Source organism: Holdemanella sp. (assembly GCF_056804935.1).
The window spans coordinates 1-13,302 of the sequence record NZ_DBMEXE010000008.1 but is presented as its reverse complement, the minus strand read 5'-3'; the positions used below and the strand labels follow the sequence as shown (position 1 = coordinate 13,302).

The 13,302-nt window shown below is 35.4% G+C and carries 17 protein-coding genes; 15 read left to right on the top strand and 2 right to left on the bottom strand.

Annotation, left to right across the window (positions count from 1 at the left end; translation table 11 throughout):
* The 15 genes from ACZQCL_RS00965 to ACZQCL_RS00895 all read left to right on the top strand — a co-directional run.
* Positions 1-423: GTP 3',8-cyclase MoaA family protein (locus ACZQCL_RS00965; RefSeq protein WP_482481567.1), on the top strand; the 423-nt coding region annotated here is incomplete at its 5' end.
* A 1-nt stretch (position 424) separates the two neighbouring features.
* Positions 425-901: a cyclic pyranopterin monophosphate synthase MoaC gene (moaC, locus tag ACZQCL_RS00960; protein ID WP_199670874.1), complete on the top strand. Its 477-nt coding sequence runs from the start codon at positions 425-427 to the stop codon at positions 899-901.
* Positions 889-1,824, top strand: a complete 936-nt coding sequence (locus ACZQCL_RS00955; RefSeq protein WP_227992731.1) for an MOSC domain-containing protein — start codon at positions 889-891, stop codon at positions 1,822-1,824. Before moaC ends, ACZQCL_RS00955 begins: the two co-directional genes overlap by 13 nt.
* Positions 1,796-2,500 carry a molybdate ABC transporter permease subunit gene (gene modB, locus ACZQCL_RS00950; RefSeq protein WP_482481564.1) on the top strand — a complete coding sequence of 235 codons (705 nt, stop codon included), beginning with the start codon at positions 1,796-1,798 and terminating at the stop codon, positions 2,498-2,500. The genes ACZQCL_RS00955 and modB overlap by 29 nt, the downstream gene beginning before the upstream one ends.
* Positions 2,501-3,133 carry a sulfate/molybdate ABC transporter ATP-binding protein gene (locus ACZQCL_RS00945; RefSeq protein ID WP_482481562.1) on the top strand — a complete coding sequence of 211 codons (633 nt, stop codon included), beginning with the start codon at positions 2,501-2,503 and terminating at the stop codon, positions 3,131-3,133.
* Entirely contained in the window at positions 3,130-3,906 is a 777-nt protein-coding gene (gene modA, locus ACZQCL_RS00940; RefSeq protein ID WP_482481560.1) for a molybdate ABC transporter substrate-binding protein, read from the top strand. The genes ACZQCL_RS00945 and modA overlap by 4 nt, the downstream gene beginning before the upstream one ends.
* Before the next feature lies 1 nt (position 3,907).
* Positions 3,908-4,921, top strand: a complete 1,014-nt coding sequence (locus tag ACZQCL_RS00935; RefSeq protein WP_482481558.1) for a molybdopterin-binding protein — start codon at positions 3,908-3,910, stop codon at positions 4,919-4,921.
* Positions 4,918-5,250 carry a winged helix-turn-helix domain-containing protein gene (locus tag ACZQCL_RS00930; protein ID WP_154555506.1) on the top strand — a complete coding sequence of 111 codons (333 nt, stop codon included), beginning with the start codon at positions 4,918-4,920 and terminating at the stop codon, positions 5,248-5,250. The genes ACZQCL_RS00935 and ACZQCL_RS00930 overlap by 4 nt, the downstream gene beginning before the upstream one ends.
* Complete coding sequence (locus ACZQCL_RS00925) at positions 5,243-5,464, top strand: putative Se/S carrier protein (protein ID WP_331865888.1); 222 nt, start codon at positions 5,243-5,245, stop codon at positions 5,462-5,464. Before ACZQCL_RS00930 ends, ACZQCL_RS00925 begins: the two co-directional genes overlap by 8 nt.
* Complete coding sequence (gene selD, locus ACZQCL_RS00920; RefSeq protein WP_482481555.1) at positions 5,464-6,492, top strand: selenide, water dikinase SelD; 1,029 nt, start codon at positions 5,464-5,466, stop codon at positions 6,490-6,492. The genes ACZQCL_RS00925 and selD overlap by 1 nt, the downstream gene beginning before the upstream one ends.
* Complete coding sequence (gene yedF / locus ACZQCL_RS00915) at positions 6,489-7,082, top strand: sulfurtransferase-like selenium metabolism protein YedF (RefSeq protein ID WP_227992722.1); 594 nt, start codon at positions 6,489-6,491, stop codon at positions 7,080-7,082. Before selD ends, yedF begins: the two co-directional genes overlap by 4 nt.
* A gap of 5 nt (positions 7,083-7,087) precedes the next feature.
* Positions 7,088-7,879, top strand: a complete 792-nt coding sequence (gene yqeB, locus ACZQCL_RS00910) for a selenium-dependent molybdenum cofactor biosynthesis protein YqeB (RefSeq protein ID WP_482481553.1) — start codon at positions 7,088-7,090, stop codon at positions 7,877-7,879.
* Positions 7,866-8,957, top strand: a complete 1,092-nt coding sequence (locus tag ACZQCL_RS00905) for an aminotransferase class V-fold PLP-dependent enzyme (RefSeq protein WP_227992720.1) — start codon at positions 7,866-7,868, stop codon at positions 8,955-8,957. Before yqeB ends, ACZQCL_RS00905 begins: the two co-directional genes overlap by 14 nt.
* Positions 8,947-10,314, top strand: a complete 1,368-nt coding sequence (gene yqeC, locus ACZQCL_RS00900) for a selenium cofactor biosynthesis protein YqeC (RefSeq protein WP_337619060.1) — start codon at positions 8,947-8,949, stop codon at positions 10,312-10,314. Before ACZQCL_RS00905 ends, yqeC begins: the two co-directional genes overlap by 11 nt.
* Before the next feature lie 2 nt (positions 10,315-10,316).
* A complete protein-coding gene (locus ACZQCL_RS00895; RefSeq protein WP_337930332.1) occupies positions 10,317-11,066 on the top strand; it encodes a M15 family metallopeptidase in 750 nt (249 codons plus the stop codon).
* A gap of 22 nt (positions 11,067-11,088) precedes the next feature.
* Here the strand turns inward: ACZQCL_RS00895 and ACZQCL_RS00890 are convergent, their stop codons facing one another.
* A complete protein-coding gene (locus ACZQCL_RS00890; RefSeq protein ID WP_482481550.1) occupies positions 11,089-12,315 on the bottom strand; it encodes a CapA family protein in 1,227 nt (408 codons plus the stop codon).
* Complete coding sequence (locus ACZQCL_RS00885; protein ID WP_331865895.1) at positions 12,302-13,237, bottom strand: M15 family metallopeptidase; 936 nt, start codon at positions 13,235-13,237, stop codon at positions 12,302-12,304. Before ACZQCL_RS00885 ends, ACZQCL_RS00890 begins: the two co-directional genes overlap by 14 nt.
* Between the last annotated feature and the right edge of the window lie 65 nt (positions 13,238-13,302).

Below are 13,302 nucleotides of genomic sequence, written 5' to 3'. Positions count from 1 at the left end.
ATCAAAGATAAAAAGATTGCGTTGCGATACATTGAATTGATGCCACTAAAATATAGTGATCGAAACACCAAAATGAATGAACTGATTGAATATGTACAAAAGAATTATACATTAAATGCATATAATAATAAGCTTGGCAATGGACCAGCTCATTATTATACAATACCAGAGTTTCAGGGATATATTGGTTTTATTGAAGCGTTACATAATAAATTTTGTGGTCAATGCAATCGCGTGCGCTTAAGTAGTGTAGGACGATTGAAATTATGTTTATTCCATAGTGATGGAGTGGATTTAAAACCTTATCTAAATGATTTGGAAGAACTAGAAAAAGTGATGAAAGAGTGGATATTCAAGAAGCCTAAGGAACATCATTTTGAAGAAGAACATTCGTCGACGGTGATGAATGAAATTGGAGGTTAAAATGGAATTAACACATTTTGATGAACATGGAAATGCACGCATGGTGGATGTAAGTGAAAAGGATGTTACTTCAAGAAGTGCTTGTGCGGTTGGAAGTATATTGGTAAATGAAGAAATTCTACATAAAATTGAGCAGAGCGACATGAAAAAAGGAGATGTATTAGGTGTAGCTCGTATTGCCGGAATTATGGGTGTAAAAAAGACGAGTGAGTTAATTCCTTTATGTCATCCTTTAATGATTAATAAGGTGAATATTGATTTTGATGTTGATAGAGCAAATTGTTTGATCTATGCCTACTGTACCGTGAAGTGTAATGGGAAAACGGGTGTAGAAATGGAAGCTTTGACAGGTGTAAATGTTTGTCTTCTGACAATTTATGACATGTGTAAAGCTGTAAGTAAAGATATGGAAATCAAAAATGTACATTTGGTTTCTAAATCAGGTGGAAAAAGTGGAGATTTTGTATGGAAGGAATAATTAAAGCTATTTGTATTAGTGAACAAAAAGGAACAGAAAAACATCCGGTTCAAGATATTGATATTATTAAGAATCATGGATTAGAAAATGATGCGCATGCGGGTAAATGGCATCGCCAAGTTTCTTTATTATCTTATGAAAAGCGTGAAGAATTTAAGGCTAAAGGAGCTGATGTGGAGGATGGTGCCTTTGGCGAGAACTTACTTGTATCAGGTATTGAATTCACAAGTTATCCAGTAGGAACACAATTTAAGATTGGCGATGTATTACTAGAACTGACGCAAATAGGCAAAAGCTGTCATTCACATTGTGCAATCTACCATCAAGTTGGGCAATGTATTATGCCTCATCTAGGAGTATTTACGCGTGTAATACATGGTGGACATATTTGCGTTGGAGATACCGTTGAAGTCATTGAAAATAAAGATTCTAGAATGCGTGTAGCCGTATTGACATTAAGTGATAAGGCAAGTACTGGACAAAGAAAAGATGAGAGTGGTCCATTAATTGAAAAGATCATGACAGAACATGGATACAATGTGACAAGTGTGACAGTGATTGCAGATGATGAAAATGAAATTGTTTCGCAACTCATCAATTTAAGTGATCGTTGCCAAAATGATTTGATCCTTACAACCGGAGGTACCGGACTTAGTATTCGTGATGTGACGCCAGAAGCCACAATGAAAGTTATGACAAGAAATGTTCCAGGTATTAGTGAAGCATTGCGCTATGAATCGATGAAATATACAAATAAGGCCATGTTGTCTCGTGGTGCAAGTGTATTAAGAAATCAGACTTTGATTATTAACTTGCCAGGAAGTCCTAAGGCAGTAAAGGAAAGTCTAGATATTATTTTAGGACCATTAAAACATGGTTTAGAAATTATGAAGGGTGAAGCGAGTGAGTGCGCAAGGAAGTAATTTAGATTTAACTCCAATCTGGATATCTTTAAAAACGGCAAGTATCACAATAGTAATCATATTTATTCTTGGTTTACTGGCGGCATGGTGGATTTATTCAAGAAAGAGCGAAGCTTTGAAAATGGTCTTTGACGGAATCTTTACTTTGCCTATGGTTTTACCACCTACAGTAGCTGGATTTTTCTTGTTGATGATCTTTGGCGTAAATCAACCTATAGGAAAATTTTTTATGAGTGCATTTGGCATTCGCATCGCATTTAGCTTTAGTGCGACTGTGATCGCAGCGGTGGTTATTTCATTTCCACTCATGTATCGAAATGCCAGGGGTGCCTTTGATCAAGTGGATACGGATTTAGTGTATGCCGCAAGAACTTTAGGAATGAGCGAATGGAACATCTTCTTGAAAGTATTGATTCCCAATGCTTTACCAGGAATTATTAGTGGTGGTGTCCTTGCGTTTGCGCGTGGCTTAGGTGAGTTTGGTGCAACGGCGATGCTTGCAGGAAACATCATTGGAAAGACAAGAACACTTCCTGTAGCTGTATATAGTGAAGTGATGAGTGGAGATATGGAATCAGCTGCCTTTTATGTGTGGGTGATCATTGGTATTTGTTTTACAGCTGTGATTTTGTTGAATCTATATCATTTGTATGTTCGAAAGAAAAGGAGTTTCTAAATGTTGGAAGTACAAATATATAAGAAGCTTGCAGAATTTGATTTAGACGTTTCCTTTCAAGTGAACGACAATATTTTAGGGCTTATGGGAGCTTCAGGGTCTGGCAAAAGTATGACATTAAAATGTATAGCTGGAATTGAAACGCCAGATCAAGGACGGATTGTATTAAATGATCGTGTTTTATTTGATTCAGAAAAGAAAATAAATGTACCGATTCAAAAACGAAATGTGGGCTATATGTTTCAAAGCTATGCTCTATTTCCCAATATGGATGTATATGAAAATATTAGTGTGGGATTAAGGGCTAGAAAAGTAAAAGATGTGGATATTGTGGTCAGGAAAGTGATGAAACAATTTCAAATTAGTGAACTTGCTTCAAGATATCCCAAACAATTATCGGGTGGACAAAGACAGAGGGTGGCATTGGCTCGTTTGATGGCTTATGAACCAGATGTTCTTTTATTGGATGAACCATTTAGTGCTTTAGATGAAGATTTAAAGGAAGATTTATTAAAGGAGCTTAAAAGTGAGCTTCAAATTTCAAAACCGGTTGTTTTTGTATCACACAATAAAGAGGAAGTAAATGAGTTGTGTGATTTTAAATATAAAATTAAACAAGGAGAGATCGTATGAAAAACGGTTTAAGTGTTTTATTGGCTGGAGTCATGGCCACAAGTTTATTTGGGTGTAGTTCAAATGAACCAAAAGAACAAGTAAAACTTACAATTGCGGCAGCCGCAAGTTTGGAAAACGCATTTGAAGATGAATTGATTCCAATGTTTGAAAAAGAGTATCCAAATGTAACGATTGAAGGTGTTTATGATAGTAGTGGAAAATTACAGCTTCAAATTGAAAAAGGATTAGATGCCGACGTATTTTTTAGTGCAGCTACAACACAGATGAACGCATTAAAAGATGAAGATTTAGTAGATGCGGATTCAATTTCAAATGTATTAGAGAATAAATTGGTATTGATCAAAGGAAAAGACAGCACTACAACAGTCACTGGATTTGATAATATTAAAGATGCTTCAATTATTGCGATTGGAGATCCAGAAGTAGTTCCTGCAGGAAGCTACGCAAAGGAAGCTTTGACAAATTTAGGTGTATGGGATTCAATTCAAGATCGTTTAAGCTTAGCGGGAAATGTAACGGAAGTATTGTCTCAAGTTGAAACACAAAATGCAGAAATTGGTTTAGTTTACGCGACAGATGCTGCAAGTAGTGATAAAGTAGAGGTAGTGGCAGAGTGCGATAATTCATTATTAGCTACACCAGTACTATATCCAGTTGGTAGTGTATCGAGTACAAAGTATAAAGATGAAGCCAATTCATTGATTGAATTCTTAAAGAGCGATAAAGCTTTAAAAGTATTCAAAAAATACGGATTTAAAAAAGGAGAATAACATGAAATTAATCAAGACACAGGATGCCGTAGGGCATGTACTTTGTCATGATATAACGCAAATCATTAAGGGTGTCACAAAAGATGCCCTTTTTCGTAAGGGTCATATTGTGACAGAAGAAGATATTCCTTTATTGTTGTCAGTTGGAAAAGAACATTTATATGTTTGGGAAAATGACGAGAGCATGATGCATGAAAATGATGCGGCTATGGTTTTACTAGATATGTGTAAAAATGAACACATGTCGTATGGTGAGATCAAAGAAGGAAAAATCGAATTAAAAAGTGAGATTCACGGTTTGTTGAAAGTAGATCGTAAGGCTTTGTTTACAGTAAATTCATTTGGACAGATGATGATCGCAACAAGACATGGAAACGCAGTAGTAAATCCGGGTGATAAACTTGCGGGTATGCGTATTATTCCTTTGGTGATTGAAAAGGAAAAGATGGATAAAGTTAGATCACTCATCACATCTCCTATTCTTGAAATTAAGCCGTTTGTATTAAAGAAAGCGGCTGTGATCACAACAGGAAGTGAAGTGTATAAAGGAAGAATTCAAGATACATTTACACCAGTTATTCAAGCTAAATTGGCTGAGTTTGGTTGTGAAATGGTGTATCATGCGATTTGTGATGATGACGATAAAATGGTGACAGAAAAAATCAATGAAGCATTGACACAAGGGGTAGATATTGTACTTTGTACGGGTGGAATGAGTGTGGATCCAGATGATCGAACGCCACTCGCAATCAAGAACACAGGTGCCAATATAATTAGCTATGGTTCTCCAATTCTTCCTGGTGCTATGTTTTTACTTTCTTATAAAGGAGAAGTCCCAATTGTTGGTCTTCCCGGATGTGTTATGTATGCCAAAAGAACGGTATTTGATTTAGTACTTTGTCGTTTACTTGCCAAAGATGTAGTGACATATGAAGAATTGTGTGATTTAGGTGAAGGTGGATTGTGCTTAGGATGTGATATTTGCACATATCCAAATTGTGGATTTGGAAAATGAGATATAAACTAAAAATTCAAATTGGTAATAATGAACCAAATTTTGGCAAAGGCGTTGTAGAACTATTGGAATTATGCGATAAGTATGGTTCTCTATCAAAGGCTTATAAAGAAATGGGAATGTCAAATTCAAAGGCTTGGAAAATCATCAAAAGAGCTCAAGAAGATTTGGGTTATGAACTGGTTCATACGACGAGTGGTGGAAGTCTTGGTGGAGGCTCGCAATTGACTTTAGAAGGAAAAGAATTGGTACGTAAATATAAATTGTTTCAAGAAAAAATAGAAATGTATTCCGAACAAGTATTTAAGGAAGTATTTGAAAATGAATAAAGAGGAAGTATTGATTATTACTTTTAAAAGTATTCAAGATGTTCTAGATTTGGAGTCTAAGACAAAAAACGGGCGTATGATACCTGTTCCAAGTTGTGTTAAGGCAGGATGTGGCATGTGTTTTATGTCGAAGGATCTAGATGAGGAAAAGTGGAAGCTCTTTTTAGAAGAACAAGATGTTTTGTATGAGGATATAGTAAGGGTGAATTTTTGATGAATGAAAAAATATATTGTAAGAGTGGTGGATGTAGTGCTAAATTGGGCGCAAAGAAATTGAGTCACATTCTAGAAAAAATTGATTCTTATAAAGACAGTCATGTTTTGGTTGGATTTGATTCAAGGGATGATGCGGCAGTTTATCAAATCGATGAGAATCATGCGTTTGTATCTACTTTGGATTTCTTTCCACCTATGGTAGAAGATCCATATTTGTATGGTCAGATTGCAGCAACAAATGCACTCAGTGATATTTATGCGATGAATGGTACGCCTAAAACAGCTTTAAATATTGTGTGTTTTCCAGACAATGAGGATTTGAATATTTTAGGTAAAATCATTGAAGGAGGAAATTCTAAGCTGGTTGAAGCTGAGTGTGCACTAGCTGGAGGGCATTCCATTCGTGATGATTCAATTAAATATGGTTTGAGTGTAACTGGTTTGGTAAATCCAAAAGACGTAAAGAAAAATAATGGCACACAATGTGGGGATGTCTTTATTTTGACGAAGCCTTTAGGTGTTGGTTTGACTTTAAATGCGTTGCGTATGGATGATTGTTCTAAAGAAATGCAGGAAAGAGTCTTTAAAAGTATGACTACATTAAACAAGTATGCTTGTGATGTTTTAAAAAAATATGATGTGCATGCTCTAACCGATGTAACGGGTTTTGGCTTGTTGGTGCATTTAAATGAGATGTTAGACGAAAAAAATAGTGCAGTGATTTATAAGGATTCGATTCCATATTTTGATGACTGTCAAAAGTATGTCGAAGAATTTTATTTAAGTGGGGCTGCCCAGACCAATCGCAATAGTGTAGAGGGTAAGATTAGTTTTGATTGTGATTTCTTTACAGAAGAAATCTTGTTTGACCCACAAACGAGTGGTGGCTTATTAGCTAGTGTATCTAAAGCGGATTTAGAAATGCTAGAGAAAGATTTTAAGGAAAATAATCTTGAATTGTATGTTGTGGGTGAAGTCATTGAGAAAAATGAATATAATGTATATGTAAGAGGTAGGAAGATATGAAAACTTTAGATTGTAGAGGCTTAGAGTGTCCACTTCCAGTTGTAAAGACAAAGGAAGCTTTAAAAGAAGAAAATGTAGTTTCAACAATTGTGGATAATGAGATTGCGGTTGAAAACTTAACGAAGTTTGCGAAAGTAAAAAATTATACGGTAAATTCTAAAAAAGAGGGTGAGGATTATATTGTTGAAATTTCAAAGGGTGATGAAGAAGCAGATTTTGAAGTGGAATACACATATGCGGACTGCAGCTTGGCTAAGCCTAAAATGGTTGTTGTGTGCGCAAGTAATGTGATGGGTTCAGATCCGGATTTAGGTGCGATTTTAATGAAATCATTTATTTTCTCTTTGACAAAACAAGATGTTTTGCCAGATGAAATGATTTTCTATAATGAGGGTGTAAAAATCACAACGACAAAGAGTGAAACTTTAGAAGATTTAAAATATTTAGCGGATAATGGAGTAGAAATTGTAAGTTGTGGAACTTGCTTGGATTTCTTCCATTTAAAAGAAGAACTTCAGGTGGGTTCAGTCACAAATATGTATGATATTGTAGAAAGAATGGAGAAGGCTGATAAAATTATCAAGCCATAAGGATTATGAATAAATGTGTTATTGTGCGTGGTGGAGGAGACATAGCGACAGGGACAATATATAAACTTGTAAAAAGTGGATTTCAAGTATTGGTGTTAGAAGTTGAAAAACCAAGCGCAATACGAAGAAATGTTGCCTTTTGTCAGGCTGTGTATGAAGGAAAATTTACGGTTGAAGATATGACGTGTGTTTTAGTTTCAACGATAGAAGGAGCTAAAGCAGTGATGGCTAAAAATCAAGTCGCAATGATGGTAGATCCAAATGGTGAAATGATTTCTAAAATAGAACATATTGCCTTGGTGGATGCGATTCTTGCCAAGAAGAATTTAGGTACGACAATAGATATGGCACCTATCACAATTGGTTTAGGTCCTGGTTTTTGTGCAGGCAAAGATGTGCATGTGGTTGTGGAAACGATGCGTGGGCATAATCTAGGAAGACTGATTTACCAAGGACATGCTTTGCCAAATACGGGTGTTCCTGGAAATATTAAGGGATATTCTAAAGAAAGAGTGATTCATTCTCCTTGTGCAGGTGTTTGTCACAATGTCAAAAAGATTACAGATATCGTTGAAAAAGGAGAAATTATTGCGTATATCGATAAAACACCAGTGTATGCGAGCATGTCAGGCTTACTTAGAGGATTGATTCAGGATGGGTACAATGTAACATCTGGATTTAAAATGGCAGATATTGATCCTAGAGTGGATGAATATCAGAATTGTTTTACAATTTCTGACAAGGCACGTTGTATTGGTGGAGGTGTTTTGGAGGCGATACTGCATGGTTTATCTTGATCAGGCTGCGACTAGCTTTCCAAAACTAGATGTAGTCAAACAAGCGGTTATGGATGCATTAGATGTGGCAGGCAATGCGAATCGTAGTTCAAATATGGATTCTTCACGTTTGATTTTTGCGGCAAGAAGAAATATTGCACAGTTTTTTGGACTCTCTGATTTTCACCGTGTTATTTTAAATGGTGGAAATACCGAGAGTTTAAATACTTGCATTAAAGGAATCTTAAAAGAAAATGATCATGTGATCACTACGTATGCGGAGCACAATAGTGTGCTTCGTCCTTTATATGAGTTAGAAGAAAAGGGAATAATCACATTAACGATATGTGCTCCTTATTTAGAGGATATTAAATGCCATATTCAAAAAAATACTCGAATGGTTATCGTGACACACAGTTCAAATGTGACAGGTGAAATTTTTGATGTGGATTCCATTGGAAAGTATTGTAAAGAATGTGGCATTCTTTTTATGGTGGATGCGGCTCAAAGTGCAGGTCATATACCAGTATCTATGGAAAATATTGATGTTTTATGTTTTAGTGGCCATAAAGGTCTATTAGGGATTGGTGGTATTGGTGGTTTTTGCGTAAAGGACATTGAAGTAAAGCCATTGATTTCTGGTGGAACGGGCATAGATTCTTTTAATCCACAAATGCCAGAGGCGTATCCAGAACATTTAGAGGCGGGAACACAGAATCTTGCAGGAATTGCAGCTTTAAATGCAGGGGTTCAATATGTTTTATCACATCAAAAAGCGATTGTGGAAAAGGAACACTTTTTACTTCAAAAATTATATGAAGGTTTAACAGGGGATGTAGAGTTTTATTCATCTTTAGAAAATTCTACGCCTATTGTGGCTTTGAATATTCCAGGTAAAGATAGTGCTTATGTGAGTGACTTATTGAATTATAAGTATGGTATTGTGACACGTTGTGGAGCGCATTGTGCTCCATTAATGCATAAACATTTAAAAACAGAAGAACAGGGAATTGTACGTTTATCTGTATCTTTTCAAAATACAATAGAAGATGTGGATTTTGTGGTACGTGCAATTCAGGAGATTTCAAATGATCATTAGTATAATTGGTTCAGGTGGAAAAACAACGTATATCCGTGAGTTAAAAGATAAATATGTTTCTATGAATAAAACAGTTCTAATGTGTACAACGACGCATATGTTGATTGAAGAAGATACATTGGTAGATCCTGGTTATGATGAAATAATGCATAGAATTGAAACATATGGATATTGTCATGCGGGAAATCGGTGTGGTGACTTGAAAATTGAGGCGTTAGATGAAGAGTTGTTTAATCAATTAAAACAAGTGGTGGATGTGATACTGATTGAGGCAGATGGTTCTAAGCATTTACCTTTAAAATATCCAAACGTGAATGAACCAGTTCTTGATTCAGATACGGATGAGGTTGTGTTGATTTCAAATCTAAATGGATTAAATCAACCAGTAAAAGATGTGGTACATCGTTATGAACTTGCAAATTTAGATCCGAATGAACTTGTAACACCTAGAATTATGCAAGATTTAATATGTGTTTATTTAAAGAAACTAAATAAACCTGTAAAGATTCATGTGAACGGGGCCATGGATTTGTATACGCGTTGTGTAAGAGCTTTATTAGAAGAAAATGTCGATGTGAATATCATCCAAAAGGAATGGTTTAATATGCAGCCTAAGCTTGTGATTTTAGGCTGTGGACATGTCAGTCAATATTTAGCTAAAATGGCTAGTATATTAGAGTTGTATACGATTGTGATTGACAATCGTAAAGAATTTGCGAATCGGGAATGTTTTCCAACCGCAAATGAAATTCATTGTATCGATTATGATCAAATGGATTCTGTATTGCCAGATGAAGAGAATGCTTGTTATGTGATAGTGACAAGAGGACATAAAGATGATCGTCTTTGTCTAGAAAAGACGATTCGTAAACCTCATTTATATTTGGGTATGATTGGAAGCAAGGGAAAAGTAAAAAAGACCTTTGATGCTTTGATTGAAGAAGGATATTCTAAGGAAGAAGTATCGAATGTGCATGCTCCCATTGGTTTAGATATTAAGGCACAGACGCCTGCTGAGATATCAATCAGTATTTTAGCGGAGCTTATTGAAATAAAAAACGCAAAGTTTAGTTCGAGTGTTTCGAAAGAATTATTAGAATCCAATGTTCATGGAACTTTATGTATCATTATTGATAAAAAGGGGTCAGCACCAAGGGGGGTCGGCAGTATGATGTTAGTGCATAAAGATGGAGTCATTGATACGATTGGCGGAGGAAAAGTCGAGTATCAGGCTATTTTAGATGCCAAAGAATGTAAAGAAGTTATGATCAAGGAATATGATTTATCCAATGCAGAAAGTGCTACATTAGGCATGATTTGTGGTGGATATAATAAAGTCTTGTTTATACCGGTGTAGCGATGAAAACTATCATTTATATTTTAGTATCATTGATTTTAAATGGATTTATACTAAGTTATATATTAGATATAAGATTGATTGATCATGATTTAATTCCTATTAAGGAACCGCCTATAATGCAAGAGGAAACATCAAAATTACCTGAAGTAGAGAAAATAGATCAAAGTGGTGCCCCATATGAGAATACAGTAAAAGTTTCGGCTTTAGATTCAATTTGTATGCTTGTGAATAAGTATTCAGGATTACCAGAAGATTATGAACCAAGTGATTTAGTTCAGGTACCTTCGAGTGGTGAAAATGAGAATGTGTGCATGCGAAAAGAGGCGGCTGAAGCCTTTGAAAAGTTGATTGGGGCAGCATCAAATGAGGGATTTATTTTGAATGCTTGTTCAGCTTATCGTTCTTATGCTTATCAAGTGGGTTTGTTTAATAAAGGAGCTGCAAACTATGGTGAAGAATATGCGGATCGTTATTGGACAAGACCAGGGTTTAGTGAACATCAGTCTGGTTTAGCAGTTGATATTCGTATGGATAATGATTGTAGTGATTTAGATGCCGTTCGATATAATTCACACTATAATTGGTTGTTAGAAAATATGCATACGTATGGCTTTATTTTGCGTTATCCTGATGATAAGGAAGACAAAACAAAAATTGCTCCAGAAAGCTGGCACTTGCGTTATGTGGGTGTAGATTTGGCAACGTATTTGTATGAGAATAACTTAACTTTAGATGAATATTATAGTTAAAGGCGCTGATTTTATTCAGCGCCTATTTTAGATATTTTTCATCAATGACTTCTTTTGTCTTATTTGTGATATATTTGATGCTTACGGTATTGCCATCGTATCCATTTAATACATGTTTTTTGGCAAGTTTATCTGAATATTGAGATAATTTATAAGCTTTATAGTTGTATCGAACTTCCATGATATTATTTTGATTTCCTTCGAAGTGAATTACTGTAGGGATCCATTTAACATTTTCAATCGTAATCTTATCGCTTTTCTTCACAAAATCAAATTTGATTTCACCACCAATCGCATTGTCTGTTGTCAACATTCCACCGATAAAGTTTCCTAGAGAATATACACATAACATCTTATTTCCTGAACTACCTTTGATCCATTTTACTGGTTGAATTGTATGAGGATGGGTTCCAATAACGACATCCACACCGCAGTCCGCAAATAATTGGGCATAGTGTTTTTGTAGATCATTTGGTTCAAATGTATTTTCATCACCCCAGTGTGCAGAAACAATGACCACATCACTTATTTCTTTTGCTTTCTGTACATCTGATTTGATTTGATCATCATCTAGATAAGAAACATTATAATCGTAATCAGGAGCAATACCGTTTGTTCCATATGTATAGGCTAAGAAACTAAAAGTGATTCCTTTTTTCTTGAATGTTGGAATGGTATTGAAGGCTTCTTGCGAAGTATAAACACCATCTGTCACAATATTTGTATTACTGAAGGCTTCTAATTCATTGGCAATACCTTGCTCACCTCGATCAAGACAATGGTTTGTAGCTAGGTTAGCCAAGTTGAAACCTGCCTTTTCTAAATTCTTGGCAATTTCAGTAGGTGAGTTAAATGTAGGATATCCAGATAAGCCCATAGATTCTCCTCCTAATACAGTTTCTTGGTTAATGAACGCAATATCGGATTCTTTCGCATCTTTTTTAAAGTTAGTGTACATCTTTGAAAAATCATATGTTCCATCATCTTGTAGTGCATCATTGTATACTGTTTCATGTATTAGGTTATCTCCAACACCCATAAAGGAAACAACTGTTTCTTCACTTGTTTTTGTTTCTGGTGTTGTGCCTGTGTTATCTTTTGGCTCTGGACTCGAGAATAAACCAACAATGAAATGAATTAATAAATATAAAATAAATAGTACGACAAGAATACCACCAGCTAGAATAAGTCTATTTCTGGTTCTTTTACGCATCCTTCTGCGTCTTCTTCTTTTTTTATTTTGAGCCATGATATTCCTCCAAAGTCCAATTGTTCTTATAAATTTTTGTAGCAGCTTCTTTACCTACATAACGAATGTGCCAAGATTCATATCCATATTGGGTTACATCTGTTTTATCTTCTGGGTATCTAAGAATAAATCCATACTTGTGCATGTTTTTTAGAATCCAGTCATATCCATCATAATTTTCAATTTCATTAAAGTTATATCCATTGAAAGTGATATCTACCGCAAGTCCTGAGTTGTGTTCGCTTTGTCCAGGACGAGCATAATATTGGTCGGCATATTCTTCTCCGTTTACAGATGCATAATAATCCCACAAGCCTTTTTGATATTCGTAGGTTCTGTATCCGGCAATGGCGCGAATGTTGATATCGTTTTTTGCGGCAGCCTTACAAAATTTAACATATGCATCATACGCTTCCTTGCGCATTTCAATTTGTTCAACTGTCTGACACGAATAGTCTTCGCCTTGTACGCACGCATAATCTTCAAGTGGAACTAAATCACTTGGCTGATAGCCTTCTGGTAATGCATAAAACTTGTTTACTAATAAAGTCATATCTGAATCATCATCGACAATCGTTGTTTTTGAATAAGGCTTTAGATCCATGTCGCAGTTTACTTGCATAACGATGTCTTTTACAGATTTAGCCTTCCATTTGGCATAACGCTTAGCCCTGTTGCTGTGGTAGTTTGGCAAAGAAGTCATTTCTTTGATATCTTCTTCAGACATGCCTGCCTTTCGTAATGTCTCACTTCCTTTAATTTCCTCAGTGATTTTTTCGTTGTTCATGGCTTTATTGTCAGAATGGAATAGTCCAACAATTCCTTTAATTAATGTAATTAAAATAAATAAAGCAATAAGTAAACCGAACGCAAGAATCAAACGGTTTCTTATTTTCTTTTTTAAACGCCTTCTCTTTTTCATGTTTTTCTCCCTTTTTCTCAAGAAAAATTGAACTAACACACTCTAACGAGTGTGGGCTTTTTTTT

What these genes read in the sequence shown, in the direction of transcription:
- ACZQCL_RS00925 (WP_331865888.1), top strand. Translation starts at nt 5,243, where the DNA reads ATGAATAAAGAGGAAGTATTGATTATTACTTTTAAAAGTATTCAAGAT.
- selD (WP_482481555.1), top strand. Translation starts at nt 5,464, where the DNA reads ATGAATGAAAAAATATATTGTAAGAGTGGTGGATGTAGTGCTAAATTG.
- yqeC (WP_337619060.1), top strand. Translation starts at nt 8,947, where the DNA reads ATGATCATTAGTATAATTGGTTCAGGTGGAAAAACAACGTATATCCGT.
- modA (WP_482481560.1), top strand. Translation starts at nt 3,130, where the DNA reads ATGAAAAACGGTTTAAGTGTTTTATTGGCTGGAGTCATGGCCACAAGT.
- ACZQCL_RS00895 (WP_337930332.1), top strand. Translation starts at nt 10,317, where the DNA reads ATGAAAACTATCATTTATATTTTAGTATCATTGATTTTAAATGGATTT.
- yqeB (WP_482481553.1), top strand. Translation starts at nt 7,088, where the DNA reads ATGAATAAATGTGTTATTGTGCGTGGTGGAGGAGACATAGCGACAGGG.
- moaC (WP_199670874.1), top strand. Translation starts at nt 425, where the DNA reads ATGGAATTAACACATTTTGATGAACATGGAAATGCACGCATGGTGGAT.
- ACZQCL_RS00945 (WP_482481562.1), top strand. Translation starts at nt 2,501, where the DNA reads ATGTTGGAAGTACAAATATATAAGAAGCTTGCAGAATTTGATTTAGAC.
- ACZQCL_RS00905 (WP_227992720.1), top strand. Translation starts at nt 7,866, where the DNA reads ATGGTTTATCTTGATCAGGCTGCGACTAGCTTTCCAAAACTAGATGTA.
- ACZQCL_RS00955 (WP_227992731.1), top strand. Translation starts at nt 889, where the DNA reads ATGGAAGGAATAATTAAAGCTATTTGTATTAGTGAACAAAAAGGAACA.
- ACZQCL_RS00930 (WP_154555506.1), top strand. Translation starts at nt 4,918, where the DNA reads ATGAGATATAAACTAAAAATTCAAATTGGTAATAATGAACCAAATTTT.
- ACZQCL_RS00885 (WP_331865895.1), bottom strand. Translation starts at nt 13,237, where the DNA reads ATGAAAAAGAGAAGGCGTTTAAAAAAGAAAATAAGAAACCGTTTGATT.
- ACZQCL_RS00935 (WP_482481558.1), top strand. Translation starts at nt 3,908, where the DNA reads ATGAAATTAATCAAGACACAGGATGCCGTAGGGCATGTACTTTGTCAT.
- ACZQCL_RS00890 (WP_482481550.1), bottom strand. Translation starts at nt 12,315, where the DNA reads ATGGCTCAAAATAAAAAAAGAAGAAGACGCAGAAGGATGCGTAAAAGA.
- yedF (WP_227992722.1), top strand. Translation starts at nt 6,489, where the DNA reads ATGAAAACTTTAGATTGTAGAGGCTTAGAGTGTCCACTTCCAGTTGTA.